Source organism: Methyloversatilis discipulorum (genome assembly GCF_018780585.1).
GTDB classification, from domain to species: domain Bacteria; phylum Pseudomonadota; class Gammaproteobacteria; order Burkholderiales; family Rhodocyclaceae; genus Methyloversatilis; species Methyloversatilis discipulorum_B.
Genome location: NZ_JADMJL010000011.1, coordinates 1 through 19,016 on the forward strand (window position 1 = coordinate 1; position 19,016 = coordinate 19,016).

Genomic DNA, 19,016 nt, shown 5'->3' on the forward strand with positions numbered 1-19,016 from the left:
TTCCTACGCTTGCCAGGGCAGAACATACAAGCGAGCTTGCTCGCGATGGCGGCCTTAACCCGAGTCAGTAGCCTCGATCGAGATCGCCGATTTCGGGGAAAGCACCCCCAGCGTCCGGGCGGCGGTCACGACTGCCTGCGCGTCGGTGCGCGCGGCTTCGAGGCGGCGCGACAAGGGGTCGGAGGGCGGCGATGCGGATGTGCCGCTTGCATCGCTGGCGAGCAGCGCTGCCAGTTCGCGGCGCCCGGCGGCGAGCCGCGCTTCGACATTCGATGCGTCCGGCCGCGCGCTCAGTCGGCGCGCCGCGGCGATGTGGGCAAGCAGCAAATAGCCACGCGTGGTGAGCACGTTCAACGTAGCCAGAGGCTGCTGCTGCGAAGCCGGCTCGTCGCGCATGCGGACGACCGCGTCGGACAGCGTGCCGAGCGCTTCCTGCACATGGCGGCGGGCGAGCCGGTAGTGCATGTCGCGGGTGTCCGGCGTCAGCGCCAGTTCGACGTATTCACGCAGCGCGCCGAGCAGGCGGGCGGCCAGTGCGGTGACGCTGTCGCGCTCCCAGCTTGGCAGCACGCGGCTGAACAGCCAGGCGATGGCGACACCGACGACGGTGTCGAAGAAGCGTTCGGAAATGTGGAAGCTGCCAGGGGCGATCAGGTGCAGCTGCAGCAGCGCCATCACGCAGGCGGCGGTGACGGTGACGCGGTAGCGCACGGTGATGAAGGCGTGCGCGATGCCGATGCACACGAACACGATGCCCAGCAGCACCGCCGGTGCCGACACCAGATGCAGTATCACGGCCACGAACAGGCAGCCGAGCGCATTGCCGATCATCCGGTCGGTCTGACGCTGGCGCGTCTGGCTGAAGCTGGCGCGCATGACCAGCGATACCGTCAGCAGTATCCAGTAGCCATGGCCGGCCCAGGGTAGCCACCGCGACAGCGCCAAGGCGGCGGCCATCGCCAGCGTGAGCCGCAGCGCGTAGCGCAGTACCGGCGAATCCAGTCTGAACTCGTCGCGCAGCGCACGCGGCGTGAAGCTCGAGCGCGACAGGAAGCGGCTCATGTCCTCGTCGTCGACCTGCGCGGGCTCGCGCAGCGCGCGATCGACGCGACGCAGGCCGTCGATGGCGCCGAGCAGCTTGCGTCGCCCGGCTTCGAGTACCGCGATGGCGGCGCTGTGGTCCAGCGCCGGATCGGCCGACAGCGCGGCGACCTCCCGCTCCAGCGCAGGGCGCGTGTTGCGATAGGGCGTGTCGTCGAGTACCGGACGGCTGCCCGACAGGCCGCCGTGGGCGAGACGCAGCACGTCGTCGGCCGCGGCGTGCGTCATCGCCGCCAGCAGGCGCATGACGCGGTGATCGCCGAAGGCCTCGCGCAGCGGTGCGTAGTCGCCCTGGCTGGCCAGCACCGCTTCGTGGGCGTCGATCAGCGCCAGCAGGCCGTTGGTCAGCGCCTGCTGTTCCGGCGAGCAGCGGTCGACGAACACGAAGTCGCGTGCGGTCTGCAGCCGCTCGGCGAACGCGGCCTGCCGGCGCACCAGTTCGGCATATACCGCATCGAGGTCGTTGGCCGGGTTGAACAGCGCCGCCTTGCCGCGTACATAGTCGGCAAAGGCGTACAGCGCGTCGACGACAGCGCGGCGGCGCATCGCGGTGTCGGTCAGACGCGCCATCAGCAGCGCGTAAAGCAGATAGCTCAGGCCGCCGGCGAACTGCAGCGCCAGGTGAGCCGCCTGTTCGCGCGGCGGCAGATCCGGCTGGGCCATCGTGAACGCCATCGTCATCATCATGCCGTAGCCCAGTGGCAGGCCGGGCTTGCCCCAGGCCGTGGCCATGCCCGAGGCGAAGGCGATCAGCAGGATTGCAGCGGCGAACACGGGCAGCGTGTCATGGGTGGCCAGCACCAGCAGCGCGACCACCGGCATCTGAATCAGGTTGGCGAGCAGCAGCGGCAGCTTGTTGCGGCGCGGAGCGGGAATGTCGGTCAGGCTCACCACCAGTGCGCCCGCGGCCATGGCAATGGCCGTCCGCGTGTCGGCCACCGCCCAGGCGAGCAGGGCCACCAGTGCGACGCCGAGCGAGCAGCCGAAGCCGCTCAGTGCGTGATGGTTGCGCAGCTGGCGCGCCAGCAGCGGGTTGCGGGTGATGCGGTGGGCGAAGCGACGCAGCATGAGTCGGAGGGCAGAGTGGTCGGCGTTCAGCCGCGCTCGCGGCGGCGCTCCATCGCGAACTTCATCAGCGCGGCGCTGCTGTCCAGTTCGAATTTGCGCTTGATATTGATGCGGTGGCTTTCGACCGTGCGGACGGACAGGTCGAGCCGGGTGGCGATCTCCTTGTTGCCCAGGCCGTCGGCGATCAGGTCCAGCACGTCGCGTTCGCGCGGCGTCAGTCCCGACTCCGGCAGGCTGGCGCTGACCAGTGCGTCGGCGACGCGGGCGCTGAACCAGCGCTGGCCGGCACAGACCGCATCGATCGCGGCGATGATCTCGGCCGACGGGCTGTCCTTCAGCACATAGCCGCGCGCACCGGCGCGGAAGGCCTCGATCACGTACTGCGGTTCGTCGTGCATGGTGAGCATGATCACCTTCAGATCGGGCGCACTCTGATGCAGCTGGCGCGTCAGTTCGATGCCGTGGATGTCGCGCATCGAAATGTCCATCAGCACGCAATCCGGCGTATGCCGGCGCACCGCGTCGAGCGCTTCGGTCGCGTTGCCGGCTTCGGCGACGACGGCGAAGCGGGCAACGGCTTCCAGTCGTGCGCGCAGGCCGTCGCGCACCAGCGGGTGGTCATCGACGAGCAGCAGGCGGAAGTGGGCGGTCATCGGGCGGATCGGGTCAGGCAACGGGCAGGCGGGCGGACAGCAGCGTACCGGAGCTGCCGGAAGAAAGGTCGAAGCGGCCACCGAGCGCTTCGACGCGCTCGCGCATGCTGCTCAGGCCGAGGCCGCGCTGTGGCGACGCGGAGACTGCCTCGACGTCGAAGCCGCGGCCGTCGTCGCGGATGCTCAGCGCAATGGCGCCCGGCTCGCGGCCGAGCCGCAGTTCGACCCGGCTGGCACGCGCGTGACGCTCGATATTGTTCAGCGCCTCCTGCAGCAGCCGGAACAGCGCGGTGCCGGCGTCACCGGGGGCGACGATGTCGGCGTCGGCCTGCATGTCGACGACGACGCCGCTGCGCTGCGCGAATTCGTCCACCACCTGCTTCATCGCCGGCACCAGTCCGAGTGTGTCGAGCATGGTCGGGCGCAGCCCGTGCGAGATGCGCCGCACGTCGCCCAGTACCTCCTCGACGCCGGCCACGCCGCGGGCGAGGGTGCGGCGGGCCGCGTCGAGCGCGTCGGCGGCCGGCTGTTCGAGCCGCGCCTGCGCCGATTCGAGCAGGAACTTCACCGACACCAGGCTCTGGCTGACGCCGTCGTGCAGTTCGCCGGCGACCCGCGCCCGCTCGTTCTCCTGCGAGCGCACGACCTGGCGCGCCAGTTCGCGCATCTTCAGCTCGGCATCGCGGCGGTCGGACACGTTCAGGGCCAGCCCGGCCAGTGCGACCAGCAGCGTCGCCACCACCGCAATGCCGGCGATCACGCCCATCGTATTGCGTATGGCGACGCGCGCCTGGCGGTCGATGCGCTCGCGCGCGGCGACGATGTCGTCGGTGTAGAGACCGGTGCCGACCATCCATCCCCACTGCGGCACGGTGGCGACATAGCCCAACTTGTTCTCGATGCGACCGGTGGAGGGGCGTCGCCAGATGAAGTCCACGAAGCCGCCGCCGTCGCGCGCGCGCGAAACGAGGTTCTGTATGGTCGGCCGGCCCTGCGGGTCGCGCAGTTCCCACAGGTTCTGCCCGACCAGATCGGGCTGGCGCGGATGCATCAGCACCTGGCCCGACAGGTCATAGACGAAGAAGTAGCCGTCGTTGCCGAACTCCAGCTGACGCAGCACGCGCAGCGCCTCGTCGCGTGCCGCCGGTTCGTCGCGGGCCGTCAGGTGGGCGATGCTGGCCAGCGCCAGCGTCACGTAGTTCTGCAGTTCATGCCGGCGCGAATCCATCAGCGCCGGTTCGACGATGGCGTGCTCGGCATCGGTCAGCGCCTGCGACTGCAGCTTCACCACCGCCGCCACCGCCGCGATGGCGAGCAGCAGCGGCACGATGGCCAGCAGCACGAATTTGAGGCGAAGTTGCATGGGGCAGGGCGGATGGCGGAAGCGGAATGATAAGGCCTGCGCAGCGCCTGAAATGAGCGGTCCGCTGATTGCGTTGGTGCCGGAGAGGGGGCCGACGGTATCTCCGATCACCGCCGCTGTCGGGGTCAGAAGACCCGTCCTACAGAATCCCGGCTCCGGTCACAGGTCGGGTGCGATCGCTGTGGCAGCGGCCTTGGCCGCGACGCGGCTGCTGCGTTCCGCGGGCTTCGATCCAAGCCACTGTCGGGGTCAGAAGACCCCTCCCACAGAACCCGGGCTCCGGCCGCGGGTCGGGCGCGATCCCTGTGGTAGCGGCCTTGGCCGCGACGCGGCCGCTGCAGTCCGAATGCCTCGATACGGGCCGCTGTCGGGGTCAAGACCCCTCCCTCAGATACCCCTGCTTCGACAACAGAACCACCCCCACAACGCACCCGCCCCAGGGTTTTCCCCTACGTGTTTGCACGGATCTCGCCTGCGTAGTGCCCCCGATGCGGCAGGTCTTGTATGAAAACCATACTCCGGGCAGGCCGCAAAGAGGCGGTCGGCAGGCCGGGTTCACCGGTCGCACCCGAGAGGAGACACATGAACAACCTTCTTCCCAAACTGGGCTGGGCGGCACTCTCGCTGCTTGGCGCCGCGTCGCTCGGCGTGGTCGCACTGTCGCGCGGTGAAACGATCAGCGCGTTGTGGATCGTGCTGGCTGCGATTTCGGTCTATTTCATCGCCTACCGCTTCTACGCCCGCTTCATCGCCTACCGCGTGCTCGAAGTCGACGGCAATCGCATCACCCCGGCCTGGGCCAAGAACGACGGCCTCGACTACGTGCCGACCAACCGCAACATCCTGTTCGGCCACCACTTCGCCGCCATCGCCGGCGCCGGACCGCTGGTCGGGCCGGTGCTCGCGGCGCAGATGGGCTATCTGCCGGGCATGCTGTGGATTCTGGCCGGCGTCGTGTTCGCCGGCGCGGTGCAGGACTTCATCGTGCTGTTCATCTCGACCCGTCGCGACGGCCGCTCGCTGGGCGACCTGATCAAGTCGGAACTGGGCGAGGTACCGGGCGTGATCGCGCTGTTCGGCGCCTTCATGATCATGGTCATCATTCTCGCGGTGCTGGCGCTCATCGTCGTCAAGGCGCTGGCGCATTCGCCGTGGGGCACCTTCACGGTGGCGGCGACCATCCCGATCGCCATCCTGATGGGCGTGTACATGCGCTACATCCGTCCGGGCAGGATCGGCGAGATCTCCATCGTCGGCTTCCTGCTGCTGATGGCGGCCATCGTGGTTGGCGGCTGGGTCGCGGCCGATCCGATATGGGGTCCGATGTTCACCTTCGACGGCACCGAACTGACCTGGATGCTGATCGGTTACGGCTTCGTCGCCTCGGTGCTGCCGGTGTGGCTGCTGCTGGCGCCGCGCGACTACCTGTCCACCTTCCTGAAGATCGGCACCATCGTCGGTCTGGCACTGGGCATCTTCATCGTTGCACCGCAACTGCAGATGCCGGCGATCACCAAGTTCATCGACGGCAGCGGTCCAGTGTGGTCGGGCAACCTGTTCCCCTTCCTCTTCATCACCATCGCCTGCGGCGCGGTGTCGGGCTTCCACGCGCTGATTTCGTCGGGCACCACGCCCAAGCTGCTGGACCGCGAAACCGACGCACCGCTGATCGGTTACGGCGGCATGCTGATGGAGTCCTTCGTCGCCATCATGGCGCTGGTCGCTGCCTCGGTCATCGATCCGGGCGTCTATTTCGCGATGAACAGCCCGGCAGCGCTGATCGGCAAGACCGCGCAGGAAGCGGCCACCGTGATTTCGCAGTGGGGCTTCGTGGTGACGCCGGAAGTGCTGACGCAGACCGCGGCCGACGTCGGCGAATCGACCATCATTTCGCGCGCCGGTGGCGCACCGACGCTGGCCGTCGGCATGGCCCACATCCTGCATCAGGTGATAGGCGGGCAGGGCATGATGGCCTTCTGGTACCACTTCGCCATCCTGTTCGAAGCGCTGTTCATCCTGACCGCGGTCGACGCGGGCACGCGGGCGGGCCGCTTCATGCTGCAGGACCTGATGGGCACCTTCGTACCGGCCTTCAAGCGCACCGAGGCACTGGTGCCGAACCTGGTCGCCACCGGCCTGTGCGTCGCCGCCTGGGGTTACTTCCTGTACCAGGGGGTGGTCGATCCGCTGGGCGGCATCAACACGCTATGGCCGCTGTTCGGCGTCGCCAACCAGATGCTGGCCGCCGTGGCACTGGTGCTCGCCACCGTCGTGCTGGTGAAGATGAAGAAGCAGCGCTACATGTGGGTGACGGTGATGCCCACCGTGTGGCTGCTCGCCTGCACGCTGACCGCCGGCTGGCAGAAGGTCTTCAGCGACAACCCGAAGATCGGTTTCCTCGCGCACGCCGCCAAGTTCAGCGCCGCCGCCGAGAACGGCGAAGTGCTGGCGCCGGCCAAGAGCATCCAGCAGATGCAGCAGGTCATCTTCAACGACTACGTCGATGCCGCGCTCGCGTCGATGTTCGTGCTGGTCGTGCTGTCCATCACCTTCTTTGGCATCCGCAAGGTGCTGCAGGCGCTGCGCCACGAGCACCCGACGGTGCGCGAGACGCATCACGGCGTGCACGGCGAGACCGTCAAGGCCTGAGGTCCTTCGTGATGCGCATGAACATGTCCTCCGGTCGATGGTCTGCCTCACAAGGGCTGGCCGTCGTGTCTGCCGCGCGCCTGCTTATCCTGCGGGCGCGCGGCGGGCAGGGCATGCACTGAGGGCGCCGCCATGTTCAAGGACCTCGCGCGCATGGGCGAATACCTCGGGCAAGCTGCCCGCCTCATGGTCGGGCTGCCGGACTACGATACCTATGTCCAGCACATGCGCATGAAGCACCCGGACCAGGTGCCCATGACGTATGAGGAATTTTTCCGTGAACGCCAGGAGGCGCGCTTCGGCGGTGCCTCCGGCAAATGTTGCTAGGCCGGCGTCGACGACGACGACGACGGCTTTCACCGATGTACCACCCTCCTCCTATTGGCCGGGGTCGGCGCAAGCCTTCCCCGGCATCTTTTTTGGAGAGAGTCTCGATGACCCCTCATGAATCCATCCCGGTCACCCTGCTGACCGGTTTCCTCGGCGCCGGCAAGACGACGCTGCTGAATCGCCTGCTGGCTGCCAATCACGGCCAGCGCATCGCCGTGGTCGAGAACGAGTTCGGCGCCGCCGGCATCGACGGCGCGTTGCTCGACCGTGCCGCGGTGTCGGTGGTCGAATTGTCCAATGGCTGCATCTGCTGCACCGTGCAGGGCGAGCTGGGTGACGCGCTGGCCGGCCTGCTGTCCCGGCGCGATGCAGACGACCTGGCTTTCGACCGGCTCATCGTCGAAACCACCGGTCTGGCTGACCCGGCGCCGGTGGTGCAGACCTTTTTCAACGACGCGCGGCTGCGCGAGCGCTACCGTCTGGACGGCGTCGTCACCGTGGTCGACGCGGTGCATTTCGACGGCCAGTTCCGGCGCGAGCGGGTCGCCGCCTCGCAGGTCGCCTTCGCCGACCGGCTGCTCATTTCGCACGCCGATCTGGTGACGCCGGAAGCGCTGTACGAACTCTGTACGCGGCTGCAGCGCGTCAATGCGCGCGCACCGCTCATCGTCGCCGGCAGCGCCGACGAGAGCTGGCGCGATCTGTTCTCGATCAAGGGCTTTTCGCTGGACGAACGCGGTCTGCCGGTGCGTGGCTGGCACCCGGTGTCGCCGCGCGCGATTTCCGGCATCGCCGGCATGGCGCGCAAGTCGTGGGACGACGCGGTCGGCTCGCTGCTGCTCGAATGCGAGGCGCCGCTCGATCTGGAGCGCGTGTCGGCCTTCGTCGATACGCTGATCAACGAGCACTCGGTCGATCTGCTGCGCTACAAGGGCATCCTGTCGATCGAGGGCGAGAACCGCCGTCTCATCTTCCAGGGTGTGCACCGCATTGCCGGTTTCGACTACGGCCGGCCGTGGGAGGCGGGGGAGGCGCGCATGAGCCGCGTCGTGCTGATTGGCCGCCATCTGCCGGCAGAAGCACTGCGCGCCCGCTTTCTCGCCACGGTCGCCGCACCGGCGGCCGAAGCGGCCTGACGCGCGAGGCGCCCGCCGTGCGGGCGCCTGCGCTGCTCATCGCGCGAAATCGCCGGCCCGTTCGGGCTGGTACACCACCTTGTCTATGCGCACGCGCAGCGTGCCGCCACTCGGTCCCGGCCAGTCGATCTCGTCGCCTTCGCTGAGCCCGAGCAGCGCGCTGCCGACCGGAGCCAGCACCGACACCGTGCCGTTGCCGTCGCCCACTTCACGCGGAAACACCAGCGTCAGGCTCTGTGTTTCGTTCGCCGGTGCGATGCTGAAGCGCACGGTCGAGTGCATGGTCACCACGTCCGGCGGCACTTCACGCGAGGGCACGATGTCGGCGCGCAGCAGTTCGGCGGCCAGCGCGTCGCGTCCGGGCATGTTGCGCGCCGGCAAGGTCGACAGCAGCGCGTCGAGGCGATCGGCGTCCAGTTCGGTCAGCGTGATATTGGGCTTGATGTTCGGCTTCTTGGTCATGTATTCGGTCCTCATGCGGGGCTCGTCGCAAGGACGAGCAGCCGCGTGACGCATCATTGCGCAGCGCGGCGGAAATTCGGGAAAGTGGCCGGAAGTGGCCGGTGTCGGGCACGCGCGCCCGTCAGGCGGCGACGGTCTGGTACAGCTTCAGCTACAGACGGTCGCCGGGTCAGCCTCGCAGGCGCTCACCTCATGCAGTCGGTGCGCGAGCGCCGCGCACGACAGACGAGTGCCGGCGCGCAGCAGGGCTGCGGTCGGATTCGGCTGGACAGAGGTGCGCAATACGTTCACGGGAGCGGGCGAGGGGTGGGATCGTGCGAAGGGATGGACCGTAGCATCGAAGTGCGCCGGCGGCAAGCCGCGCTCATCACTCGACCAGCGGCGTCGGCTTCTGCGACGACACGAAGATGACGGCGTCGCTCAGCGCCACGACGTCGTGTTCCTCACCGGCTTCGGTGTGGAGATAGTCGCCGGCCTCCAGCTCGACGCCGCCGATGGCGACGCGACCGGCAATCACCACCACCTCCTCGCCCCCCTGATGCGTGTGCCGCGGAAAGCGGCTGCCGACCGCCAGCCGCACGAAGGAAGCCCGACCGCCGTGCTCGGTGTTGCGGAACAGGCTGCGTTCGATGCCCGGAAAATCGGTGGCGGCCCAGCTGCGGGTGGCGGCCTTGTTGACCAGCATGGCGGATCTCCGCGGAAGACAAGCCGCAAGTGTGCCGCGTTTCGTTGCCGTCGGTGACCGCAGTGCCCGCCGTGGACTTTGCCCGTCATTCCGGATTGATATTGCGCACGACCCCGAGCGTCGCGAAGCCTAGATTCTGTCCCGGTCCGTTCCGGGAGTTTCTGTATGAGTGCATCACCCAGGCAGCGCGGATGCAGCCGCCTGCTGCCCGTCTTCGTCGCGTTCTTCGCGCAGCTTGCCGCACCACTGCTGAGTGCCGACGAGGGCAATCGTTTCTGCGGTGGCGCGATGCAGCCGGCGTCGCCGGACGATCTCGACAACGCGGTCGGCGAACTGTCGCTGCAGTATGTGGCGTCGCAGCCGGCCGGGCCGGTCAGCTGCGCGGCCGGCTACCTGCTGTCGAAATGCGGCGACCACGAAACGGCGAACAGGGTGTTCGACAAGTGCATCGCCGCCGGCTACACCGGCGCACTGATCTGGAAGGCGCTGATGTACGAGAACGGGCACGGTGTGCCGCAGGATCCGGTCAAGGCCACCGAAATGCTGCTGCGCGCGGCGAACAGCGGCGACCCGTATTACGGGCCGCTGGGCAAGATGCACTACGCCACCGCGCTTTATCAGGGGCGGGGCGTCGAGCGCAACGTCGAAGAGGCGATGCGCTGGTTCCGCGAGGCGGCGGCCGAGGGCGACGAATCGGCGCAGGAGTTCCTGCGCACCGGCCACCACACCGCGGTGCGCGACGGCAGCGGGCAGGGCGTGGGTGAGGCGCCGGAACCGGCCATGACGGCCGAGGCAAGCGCCGACCTCGCGGCGGCCGATTTTCAGCTGGCGGTCGCCCGCACCGACGCGGCGCTGGCGCCACCGGTGCGCGCGCGACGCATGGGGGGCGCCGACACCGCCGCGCCTGCACCGGCCGTGACGCCGCTGCCCGCGCCGGTCTCTGCCCCCGAAATCGCGCAGCCCGCCGGCCGCCGGCTGGTCGAGGTCACGGCACAGCCGCCGGCAACGCCCGGGCCGGACGGCGCATGGCTGCTGCCCCTGCTGGCAGCCTTCGTCGCAGGCGCGCTTGCCCGCCTGCGGCAACGCCCGGCGCCCGCGCGGGCGCCGGAACCGCAACACCGCGCGCTGCCGCTGCGCCGCGCCGCCTGAATTCCTTCCGCATATATATAGAGCAGACATGACGCCCTCCATTGAAAGCGCGCTGTACGGCGTAAGCCAGTTCTTCCTGACCCCGGTGCTGCTCGCGATCGCCGCGCTGTTCCTGTACGCCTTCTTTGCGCTCGGCGCCTTCGTCGTGCAGGCGCTGCAGCGGCGTGCCGGCCAGGCGGCCGGATTCGAACTGAGCCAGGTGGTGCGCACCGACCCGCGCATCGGCAGCGGCGAACTCGAAGTGATCGCAGCGCAGCGCCTGGAATGCGTGCGCATCGCCACCCGCGTGGCGCCACTGCTCGGTCTGGTCGCCACCATGATTCCGATGGGCCCGGCGCTGGCCGCGCTCGGCGACGGCGATCTGGCGGCGGTGTCCGGCGGGCTCGGTGTGGCGTTCTCGGCGGTCATCCTGGCGCTGATTGCTTCGGCCATCACCTATGCCGTGGCCCAGGTGCGGCGCCGCTGGTACGCCGCCGACCTGCTGCGCATCGAGCGCGAGCGCGCCGGTGACGCGTTGGCCGAGCATCGTGTGCCGATGCTGCAGGCGGAGGCGGCACGATGAGGACGCGCCTGCTCGACGACACCGAGGACGACGACCCCATCCTGTCGGTGGTCAATCTGATCGACGTGTTCCTGGTCATCATCGCCGCGCTGCTGATCGCCGTGGCGCGCCACCCGCTGAATCCCTTCGCCGCCGGCGACCTGACGGTGATCCGAAACGCCGGCCAGCCGGACATGGAAATCGTCGTGAAGAAGGGCGACCAGCTCAGCCGCTTCCGCGGCGAGGGCGAGGCGGGGGCAGGCCGCGGCGTCAAGGCCGGCACCGCCTACCGGATGGAGGACGGCTCGCTCGTCTACGTGCCGGAGTAGGGCGTCCGCAGCCGCCCACACCGCTCACACCGCCGCCACCGCTCAACTGCCCGCGTCGGACCACACCGACACGACACGGGGATGCGCCTACAGGGCGCTGCCCGATCACCTATACGCTTCAAGGCGCCGTACGCCCATGATTCGGTCATGCAGCGGCGGCGCCACAGCCTCCGCTCCGGTACCGACTTTCCTCACGCAAGGAGATCGTCATGCTGAAGTGGGCACTCATTTTCGCGATCGTATCCATCGTCGCCGGTCTGTTCGGCTTCACCGGCATCGCTGCCGGCGCCGCCGGTATCGCGAAGATTCTGTTCTTCGTGTTCGTCGCCATTTTCGTCGTACTGCTCGTGCTCGGTCTGCTGGGCCTCAAGGCACTCGACTGAGCCCGGCACGTTGAAACGCCAAGGAGAATCTCATGAACATCGCAAGCCTTCCGCTATCCGATCCGGCGCCCGTGACGCGGCCGCTCGAGCTTGACCACGCGGCATTGCAGCGCGTCCACCAGCAGATGCAGGATGGCGCCGTCACGCCGGCCATGAGCCCCTGGGCGGCCGACATTGTGCGGCTGCTCAACGGGGCGCTGGCCACCGAACTGGTCTGTGTGTTGCGCTACAAGCGCCACCACTTCACCGCGACCGGACTCAATGCGCCGGCAGTGGCCGCCGAATTCATGGTGCACGCGAACGAAGAGGCAGGGCACGCCGACCGTCTTGCCGCGCGCATCGTGCAACTCGGTGGCGAGCCCGATTTCAGTCCCGAGGGTCTGCTTGACCGCAGCCATGCCGCCTATGACGCGGCGCTCGACCTGAAGTCCATGCTGCGCGCCAACCTTCTCGCCGAGCGGGTGGCGGTCGAAGCCTACCGCCAGATGATCGCGCTCGTTGCCGACAAGGACCCGACCACCCGGCGTCTGCTCGAAGACATCCTCGTTGATGAGGAAGAGCATGCCGACGAACTGGCCGGTCTGCTCGAACGCTGACCGGTCTACCGATCCGCCGGCGCGCACGCCGCGCCGACCGGAACCTTCCGTCCATCCATGAAAGGAATCGCCATGAATACCGATCGTATCGAGGGAAACTGGAAGCAGATCAAGGGCAAGGTGCAGGAACAGTGGGGCAAGCTCACCGACGATGACTTCGACGTCATCGCCGGCCGCCGCGAACAGCTCGCCGGCAAGATCCAGGAGCGCTACGGCATCGCCAAGGACGAAGCCGAACGGCAGGTTCGCGAGTGGGAAAAGCGCCTCTGACCGAGTTGGCCGGCGTTGCTTCGGCGACGCCGGCCGGGTCCGGTCGCGTGCCCGGTGTTTGATCCAGGTCGTTGCAGGCGCAGCCGGCCGGGCTACACTGGGCGCCCTTCCGGGCACCCTCCGCAGTGCCCGGAACCCGATCCTCCTTTTCCGACAAGCACAAGAAGAACCGACCTGATATCCGCGCCGTGCAGTCCTTGCATGGCGTTCTCCGTCCCGAATGCGCCTCCACCGACTTTTCTGGCTGGTCAGCCTCCTGCTCGCCTGCGCCGTTCTCGGCCTGTCGCTGCGCATCGTCGTGGTCGAATGGTCTCGGGCGGCGCAGGCGCGCAGTGGCCTGGAGGCGATGGAGCATCTGCGCCATCTGCTGCTGGCCGCCGAGATGGCGTCGCGCGAGCGCGGGCCGGCCAACGGCGTGCTCGGCGACGACCTGCCCGGTGACCCGGCGAAGCGCGAGCGTCTGGCTCAGGCGCGGGCGCGCACCGACGCCGCCTTCGCCGTGCTGGAACGCACCGTGGGTACGCCGGCGGCGCCGCGCAACGAGGTGCGCGCACTGATTGCGCGCGCCGCGCTGCAACTCGCCCACGCGCGCGAAGCGATAGACCGCACCGCCGCCCTGCCGCGAGCGCGTCGCAGCCCGGCCGACATCAGCGAGGCGATCGGCAAGATGTTCGCCGTGATCGACGACCTGTCGCCGGCGCTGATGCGGCTGACCAACGAAGCGGTGGCGGCCTACCCGCGCGCTGCCGATGCGCTGATCGGCGCCCGCATCGCCGCCGACCTGCGCGAATACGCCGGTCAGCTCGGTTCGCAGTTCACGGTGGCGCTGACCTCGCGGCAGCCGCTGCGCGACGCCGAACATGTCGAAATCGAACGGCTTCGCGGCCGGGTCGAGCAATTGCGCAAGCTGCTGGTGCAGCGCACCGAAGCGGCACCCGACCGCGTGCCGGTACAGACCGCCACCGCGACGATGCAGCTGCGCTACTTCGAATCCGCCATCCCCTTCGTCGAGGCGCTGACCGCACACGGTCTGGACGACGCACAGTACGGCATGGACGCCGCCGGCTTCGCCGCGCGCTACGTGCCGGACATGGATTCCATCGTCACGCTGCGCGACGTGCTGATGGACGAAGCGCTCGATCAGGCGCGCAGCGGTCACGCCGAGGCGCGCACTGCGCTGATCTGGATCGGCGCCGGCGGCCTGCTCACGCTGGGCCTGCTCGGCCTGACACTGTGGGTGGTGCATCACCGTGTGGTGCGGCCGCTCGAAGAAACCGCCGATCTGCTCGTGGCGATCGCCCAGGGCAATCTGCAGCGCACGGTGCCCAGCCCGCGCTACCGCGACGAAGTGGCCGACGTGCTGCAGGCGATCAGCGTGCTGCGCGCCAACAGCATCGCGCGCGTCGCGCTGGAGGATGAGCGCCAGCGTCTGGTCGAGCAGCTGCGCGACCAGTCCAACACCGACTTCCTGACCGGGCTGCCGAACCGGCGTGGCTTCTTCACGCTGGCCGAGCGGCACATTCCGAACCAGCAGCGCCACGGCTACCCGGTGGCGGTCGCGCTGTTCGACATCGACCACTTCAAGCAGGTGAACGACGGCTACGGCCACGTCGTGGGCGACGCGGTGCTGGTCGAGGTGGCGCGGCTGTGCGGCGAGCAGAGCCGGCGCGGTGACGTGGCGGCGCGCTACGGCGGTGAGGAGTTCGTCGTGCTGATGCCGCACACCGACGTCGCCAGCGCCATCCAGCACGCCGAGCGCCTGCGCAGCGCGATCGAGGCGCTGCGCATTCCGCTCGATGACGGCGGCGAACTGCGCATCACCGCCAGTTTTGGTGTCGCCGCCTGCCGGCCGGACGACGATTCGCTCGACGCCGCCATCGCCGCCGCCGACGAGTGCCTGTACCGGGCCAAGCGGCAGGGGCGCAATCGCGTGGTGTGCGCCGCTGCCTGAGCGTTGCCGCGCGCGCGGTGCCGTGTCAGCCGCGGCGCACCGCGCGCAATACCTCGACGTCTTCGCTGGCCACCCGCACCACGCGGTTGCGGCCGGCGCGCTTGGCTTCGTACAGCGCCTGATCGGCCAGCCGCACCAGCTGGTCCGGCGTGTCGTCGTCGGTCGGCACCATGACGGCCACGCCGATGCTGGCCGTCAGCACGCCGAAGGGCGAGCGCACGTGCGGCTGGCCGCGCGCCTGCAGCGCGGCGCAGACGGCGTGCGCGGTGGCGAGCGCGCCGTCGGCATCGACACCGGGAATGATGAAGGCGAATTCCTCGCCGCCGTAGCGCGCCACCAGATCACTGGCGCGGCGTACGTGCGCGTTGATCACCTCGGCCACCAGGCGCAGGCAGTCGTCGCCGGCCAGGTGGCCGTAGTGGTCGTTGTAGGGCTTGAACAGGTCGACGTCGAGCAGGCACAGCGCCAGCGGTTCGCCGCTGCGACGCGCGCGGGCCCACTCGGCGTCCATCGTTTCGTCGAAGCGGCGGCGGTTGGCGATGCCGGTCAGGCTGTCCGTGGCACTCAGCTCGGCCAGACGGCGGTTCGACGCTTCGAGCTCGACCGTGCGCTCGCGCACCTTGTCCTCAAGCTCGTGTGCCAGCGCGCGCTGCTCGCGCAGCAGGATGGACAGCCCCATGCCGATGATGCTCAGCGTCAGGATGTACTCCTGAGCGCGCAGTATGGTGTCGTGCGGCGACGCCGCGCCGAAGGGCTGGTGTCCGGTGGTGACCGACCATGCGGCGCCGAGCGCGATCAGCGCCACCGTCAGCGCGGTGCAGCGCGTGCCGCAGCGCACCGCCACCCACAGCAGCGGCAGCAGCAGCAGGTGCGGCGTCAGCGCGACGTGGAAGGCGGCGCCGGCATTGACCGGCTGGGTGAACAGCAGGGCGGCGAAGGCCAGCGTCAGCGCCACCATCGCGATACCTGCCGGGCCCCCGCGCGCGCCCTCCGGGTCGGGGCGCAGGAAGGCCAGCAGCAAAGGCGTGTAGATCAGGAGGCCGAGCGCGTCGCCGAACCACCACAGCAGGGTCAGCGTCGAGTAGGGTGCGCTGACCCGGTCCAGCGTCAGCAGCACGACACCGGCCAGCAGCGAGGCGCCGAGCGACCCGAGCAGCGGCCCGGCCAGCAGGAAGCGGCCGAAATCGTGGATGCGCTCCAGTCCCGGTGAAACACCGAGCCGGCGCATCAGCAGATAGGTGAAGGCCACCTCGGACAGATTGCACAGGCTGACGAGCGTCGCCTGCAAAGGCGGGAAGGCGGGGATGTTCGCGTAGATGTCGGAAGCCAGCACCAGCGCCGCCATCCAGCCACCGCGCGCGCCCTGCCAGTGCAGCAGCGCGGCCAGCAGCACGGCGTTCGGCAGCCACACCACGACCTCGTTCTCCGGCGACATCGCGAGCGACATCGTCAGCTTCACGCTGGCGAAGTGCAGCAAGGGCAGCAGCAGGAACACGCGCCAGTCGGGGCGCGACGGAACCGTAGCGGAAGGCGGAGCGGTGAGGGCCACAGCGTCTCGGGGGCGTCGGGTGCTCAAGGCGCGCCAGCATGCCCGAACAGCCGGTACATGGCGAGACATGCGACGAAAAGTCACCGTCCGGGACCGGGGTGAGACGGCCGGAGAGCGATGAATACGCGGCAGGCGAGCACGACGGGTCGATTCTCGAATCATCGTCAAGGTATTGATCCGTCGGGAAAAATATGGCGAGAAGGGGGCTGCGGCCGATGCCGAGGCGTGGCTGGACGGCGGTCTGCCACATCCCGAAAAGCTTTATCCGGATATTCGCCGCCCCCAGTCTGTCCATCCTGCTGAACCGCAACCGGGGAGGAGACAGACATGAAGAAATCAACGGCGGCAGTTTCGGCAGTGGTGCTGGCTGTGGCGGGCGTGGGCGGCTACCTTTACTGGCAGCAGCGCGAGGCGGCGCCGGCCGATGCGCCGGCCCCGGTCGAGGCGCCCGTCGCCGCGGCACCCGAGGTTCCGGCGCCTGCGCCGGAGCCGGCGCCGCACTACCCGATCGCCGCGCCAGAAGTGCCCGAGGCTGCAGGTGCCGAGGTCGATCCGGACGCGAAGCTGTTGGCCGCGCTGCGCGCGCTGTTCGGTGCCTCGGTCGACACGCTGTTCATCACGACCGACATCGTGCGGCGCATCGTCGTCACCGTGGACAACCTGCCGCGCGAGAAGGTGGCGCGCCGCCTGATGCCGGTGAAACCGGTGCCGGGCCCGATGGCGACCGCCGGTAGCGGCGACGCGCTGGTGCTGGACGAATCCAATGCCGCCCGCTACCGCACATATATTCATCTGGTCGACACCGTACCGACCGCGGCCGTCGTCGACGCCTATGTGCGCAACTACCCGGCGTTCCAGCAGCGTTACGTCGAACTGGGCTACCCGGACGGCTATTTCAACAACCGCCTGGTCGAGGTGATCGACCACCTGCTGGCCGCCCCAGAACTTGCCGGGCCGCTGCGCCTTGCCCAGCCCAAGGTGCTCTACACCTTCGCCGACCCCGAGCTGGAAAAGCTGTCGGAAGGCCAGAAGATCATGCTGCGCATGGGTCCGGACAACGCGGCTCGGGTGAAGGCGAAGCTGCGGGAGATACGGGCGGCGGTGACGAAGCATACGCGGAGTGCACAATAGGTGAACGTCATCGAGTTCTTGGCTCAATGCCGGGGCAGTGGAGCGGACGTTCTGCAACGAGCCGCCACAACATAGGCGTGGTCGCACTTACGATGAGACGCGGTTGGCTCGCTAAGATGCGTTGGTCTCGATCTCGGCGTTCGTCCCCGTCTGCGCCGCGTCGTCGTCACCCGCTGAGTCCGTCCCGGTGACGTGGGGCGGTCGGGCCCAAGAGGTCACATCACCTTCACCGCGCGCCCGATGTACAGGATGGGGCCAGTCGGGCGACCAATCGGCGAACCGTATTCGGGTTCAAGCGTGATTTCGAACAGCTGATTGGGCTCCAGCGGCGGCAGTTCCTTCATCTGCACGTCGAGCGGGCGGCCCGGCTGCACCAGGCCCAGCGAGACTGGCCCCTTCCACTTGTCGCCCTTGGTCCAGAACTGCAGCGCCTTGGCCTGCGGCACGTCGGTCACGCCAAGCGGGATGAGCTTGAGCGACTGTTCGGTGCTGGCCTGCACCACCCAGCCCGGTGCCTTGTCGTCCGGTGCCACCAGCACCACCATGAACTTGGGCTCGCCGGCCGGCTGCGTGCCGGGCAGACCCACGACGGCGAGCAGCATGGCGGCAGCGAAACCGGTGGCGGCCAGCGAGCGCCAGAACGCGAGGCTGTCCCACAGCCGGCTGAAAAGAGAGGAGGGCACCGATGCCGCGCCCGCGCGCGGCGCAGGCCACAGGCTGCGTTCGATGCGCGACCACAGCCCGGGCGGCAGCGGTTCCGGTTCGACCATGCGTGTCAGCGGCAGAAGCCGCTCCTCCCAGTCGGCGACGCGTGCCTGCAGCGCCGCGTCGTTCTCCATGTCGCGCTCGACTTCATTGCGGCGGGCGGCGTCGAGCAGGCCCAGTACATAGAGGCCGGCGATGTCTTCGGGGGTCTGGATCATGCGAGGCACTCCTTCAGTGCCTGCAGGCCGCGGCGTATCCAGGCTTTGATCGTGCCGAGCGGCGTGGCCAGCCGGTCGGCGATTTCGGTATGGGTGCAGCCTTCGAGGTAGGCGAGCAGGATGCTGGAGCGCTTCGCGGCGTCGAGCCGTCCAAGGCAGTCGTAAAGCATGCCGGCCTCCGAGGACAGCAGTACCTGCTGATAAGGGTCCGGCACGCTGGAGGAGGTTTCGTGCTCGAAGCTGTCGGTCAGCGATTCGTCGGCCGGCACCTCGCGCGCGTGGTCGCGAATGTGGTTCAGCGCGCCGTGGCGCACGATGCTGTAGATCCAGCCGCGCGCGCTGCCGCGACTGGCGTCGAAACTGGACGCCTTTTCCCAGATGCGCACGAAGGCATCGTGCACGACGTCCTCGGCGACGTCGCGACGGCGCACGATGCGCAGGGCCACGCCCATCAGGCGGCCGCCCTCACGCTCGTATATGCGGCGCAGGGCGCTGCGCTCGCCGGCGGCACAGGCGCCGAGCGCCGCCTCGAAATCGAAATCGTCCGTGGTGCTTGTCATGGTTCTGCCTTGAACGGGTGGAGGATCGCCGAGCACCGCTGCCGTGAGCCGGCGCCAGCTTCTCACGGCTTACCCGCGAGTCGCCTACACGGATGCAGTCGGACGCGATTTTTTTCGATGCCGGGTTGGCGGTCGATTGTTGCAATGCGAAAAAGAGCTTGCAAACATACATGCCCGTCTGTAAAGT

Annotated in this window: 19 protein-coding genes; 11 read left to right on the forward strand and 8 right to left on the reverse strand. The window is 68.5% G+C overall.

Annotation, left to right across the window (positions count from 1 at the left end):
• Nucleotides 1-54: 54 nt before the first annotated feature.
• The 3 genes from IV112_RS04035 to IV112_RS04045 are packed head-to-tail and all read right to left on the reverse strand — an operon-like array spanning nucleotide 55 to nucleotide 4,185.
• On the reverse strand, nucleotides 55-2,169 hold the full coding sequence (locus IV112_RS04035) for an FUSC family protein (RefSeq protein WP_304001135.1): 2,115 nt from the start codon (nucleotides 2,167-2,169) through the stop codon (nucleotides 55-57).
• A 26-nt stretch (nucleotides 2,170-2,195) separates the two neighbouring features.
• Nucleotides 2,196-2,822, reverse strand: coding sequence for a response regulator (locus IV112_RS04040; RefSeq protein WP_304001136.1), 627 nt, complete (start codon nucleotides 2,820-2,822; stop codon nucleotides 2,196-2,198).
• Between the two features lie 13 nt (nucleotides 2,823-2,835).
• Nucleotides 2,836-4,185 (reverse strand): cache domain-containing protein, encoded by a 1,350-nt coding sequence (locus IV112_RS04045; RefSeq protein ID WP_304001137.1) that lies wholly within the window; start codon nucleotides 4,183-4,185, stop codon nucleotides 2,836-2,838.
• A 582-nt stretch (nucleotides 4,186-4,767) separates the two neighbouring features.
• On the opposite strand from IV112_RS04045, the gene IV112_RS04050 reads away from it, so the two are divergent.
• From IV112_RS04050 to IV112_RS04060, 3 genes are all read left to right on the forward strand, one after another.
• The gene (locus tag IV112_RS04050) at nucleotides 4,768-6,834 is read left to right on the forward strand and encodes a carbon starvation CstA family protein (RefSeq protein WP_304001138.1); all 2,067 of its coding nucleotides are present in this window, start codon (nucleotides 4,768-4,770) and stop codon (nucleotides 6,832-6,834) included.
• Between the two features lie 132 nt (nucleotides 6,835-6,966).
• Complete coding sequence (locus IV112_RS04055) at nucleotides 6,967-7,161, forward strand: YbdD/YjiX family protein (protein WP_024300478.1); 195 nt, start codon at nucleotides 6,967-6,969, stop codon at nucleotides 7,159-7,161.
• Nucleotides 7,162-7,268: 107 nt separating this feature from the next.
• Nucleotides 7,269-8,300 (forward strand): CobW family GTP-binding protein, encoded by a 1,032-nt coding sequence (locus IV112_RS04060; RefSeq protein ID WP_304001139.1) that lies wholly within the window; start codon nucleotides 7,269-7,271, stop codon nucleotides 8,298-8,300.
• A 36-nt stretch (nucleotides 8,301-8,336) separates the two neighbouring features.
• Here IV112_RS04060 and rnk read toward each other — a convergent pair whose 3' ends face one another.
• Complete coding sequence (rnk, locus tag IV112_RS04065) at nucleotides 8,337-8,762, reverse strand: nucleoside diphosphate kinase regulator (protein WP_304001283.1); 426 nt, start codon at nucleotides 8,760-8,762, stop codon at nucleotides 8,337-8,339.
• A 367-nt stretch (nucleotides 8,763-9,129) separates the two neighbouring features.
• A complete protein-coding gene (locus IV112_RS04070; protein ID WP_304001140.1) occupies nucleotides 9,130-9,447 on the reverse strand; it encodes a cupin domain-containing protein in 318 nt (105 codons plus the stop codon).
• Between the two features lie 165 nt (nucleotides 9,448-9,612).
• Between IV112_RS04070 and IV112_RS04075 the strand changes: the two genes are divergently transcribed.
• The 7 genes from IV112_RS04075 (at nucleotide 9,613) to IV112_RS04105 (ending at nucleotide 14,666) form a co-directional block, all read left to right on the forward strand.
• A complete protein-coding gene (locus IV112_RS04075) occupies nucleotides 9,613-10,596 on the forward strand; it encodes a tetratricopeptide repeat protein (protein WP_304001141.1) in 984 nt (327 codons plus the stop codon).
• Nucleotides 10,597-10,624: 28 nt separating this feature from the next.
• Complete coding sequence (locus IV112_RS04080) at nucleotides 10,625-11,158, forward strand: MotA/TolQ/ExbB proton channel family protein (RefSeq protein ID WP_304001142.1); 534 nt, start codon at nucleotides 10,625-10,627, stop codon at nucleotides 11,156-11,158.
• On the forward strand, nucleotides 11,155-11,466 hold the full coding sequence (locus IV112_RS04085; RefSeq protein ID WP_304001143.1) for a DUF2149 domain-containing protein: 312 nt from the start codon (nucleotides 11,155-11,157) through the stop codon (nucleotides 11,464-11,466). The genes IV112_RS04080 and IV112_RS04085 overlap by 4 nt, the downstream gene beginning before the upstream one ends.
• 209 nt (nucleotides 11,467-11,675) lie before the next feature.
• The gene (locus tag IV112_RS04090; RefSeq protein ID WP_304001144.1) at nucleotides 11,676-11,849 is read left to right on the forward strand and encodes a DUF1328 family protein; all 174 of its coding nucleotides are present in this window, start codon (nucleotides 11,676-11,678) and stop codon (nucleotides 11,847-11,849) included.
• Nucleotides 11,850-11,881: 32 nt separating this feature from the next.
• On the forward strand, nucleotides 11,882-12,445 hold the full coding sequence (locus IV112_RS04095) for a ferritin-like domain-containing protein (protein ID WP_304001145.1): 564 nt from the start codon (nucleotides 11,882-11,884) through the stop codon (nucleotides 12,443-12,445).
• Nucleotides 12,446-12,517: 72 nt separating this feature from the next.
• On the forward strand, nucleotides 12,518-12,715 hold the full coding sequence (locus IV112_RS04100) for a CsbD family protein (protein ID WP_019918505.1): 198 nt from the start codon (nucleotides 12,518-12,520) through the stop codon (nucleotides 12,713-12,715).
• A 220-nt stretch (nucleotides 12,716-12,935) separates the two neighbouring features.
• Nucleotides 12,936-14,666 (forward strand): GGDEF domain-containing protein, encoded by a 1,731-nt coding sequence (locus IV112_RS04105; protein WP_304001146.1) that lies wholly within the window; start codon nucleotides 12,936-12,938, stop codon nucleotides 14,664-14,666.
• A 25-nt stretch (nucleotides 14,667-14,691) separates the two neighbouring features.
• Here IV112_RS04105 and IV112_RS04110 read toward each other — a convergent pair whose 3' ends face one another.
• Complete coding sequence (locus IV112_RS04110) at nucleotides 14,692-16,215, reverse strand: GGDEF domain-containing protein (RefSeq protein ID WP_304001147.1); 1,524 nt, start codon at nucleotides 16,213-16,215, stop codon at nucleotides 14,692-14,694.
• Nucleotides 16,216-16,542: 327 nt separating this feature from the next.
• Between IV112_RS04110 and IV112_RS04115 the strand changes: the two genes are divergently transcribed.
• The gene (locus IV112_RS04115) at nucleotides 16,543-17,346 is read left to right on the forward strand and encodes a DUF3014 domain-containing protein (RefSeq protein WP_304001148.1); all 804 of its coding nucleotides are present in this window, start codon (nucleotides 16,543-16,545) and stop codon (nucleotides 17,344-17,346) included.
• Between the two features lie 215 nt (nucleotides 17,347-17,561).
• On the opposite strand, the gene IV112_RS04120 is transcribed toward IV112_RS04115, so the two are convergent.
• Together IV112_RS04120 and IV112_RS04125 are read right to left on the reverse strand one after the other, a co-directional pair.
• Nucleotides 17,562-18,269, reverse strand: coding sequence for an anti-sigma factor (locus IV112_RS04120; protein WP_304001149.1), 708 nt, complete (start codon nucleotides 18,267-18,269; stop codon nucleotides 17,562-17,564).
• Entirely contained in the window at nucleotides 18,266-18,829 is a 564-nt protein-coding gene (locus IV112_RS04125; protein ID WP_304001150.1) for a sigma-70 family RNA polymerase sigma factor, read from the reverse strand. The genes IV112_RS04120 and IV112_RS04125 overlap by 4 nt, the downstream gene beginning before the upstream one ends.
• Nucleotides 18,830-19,016: the final 187 nt, after the last annotated feature.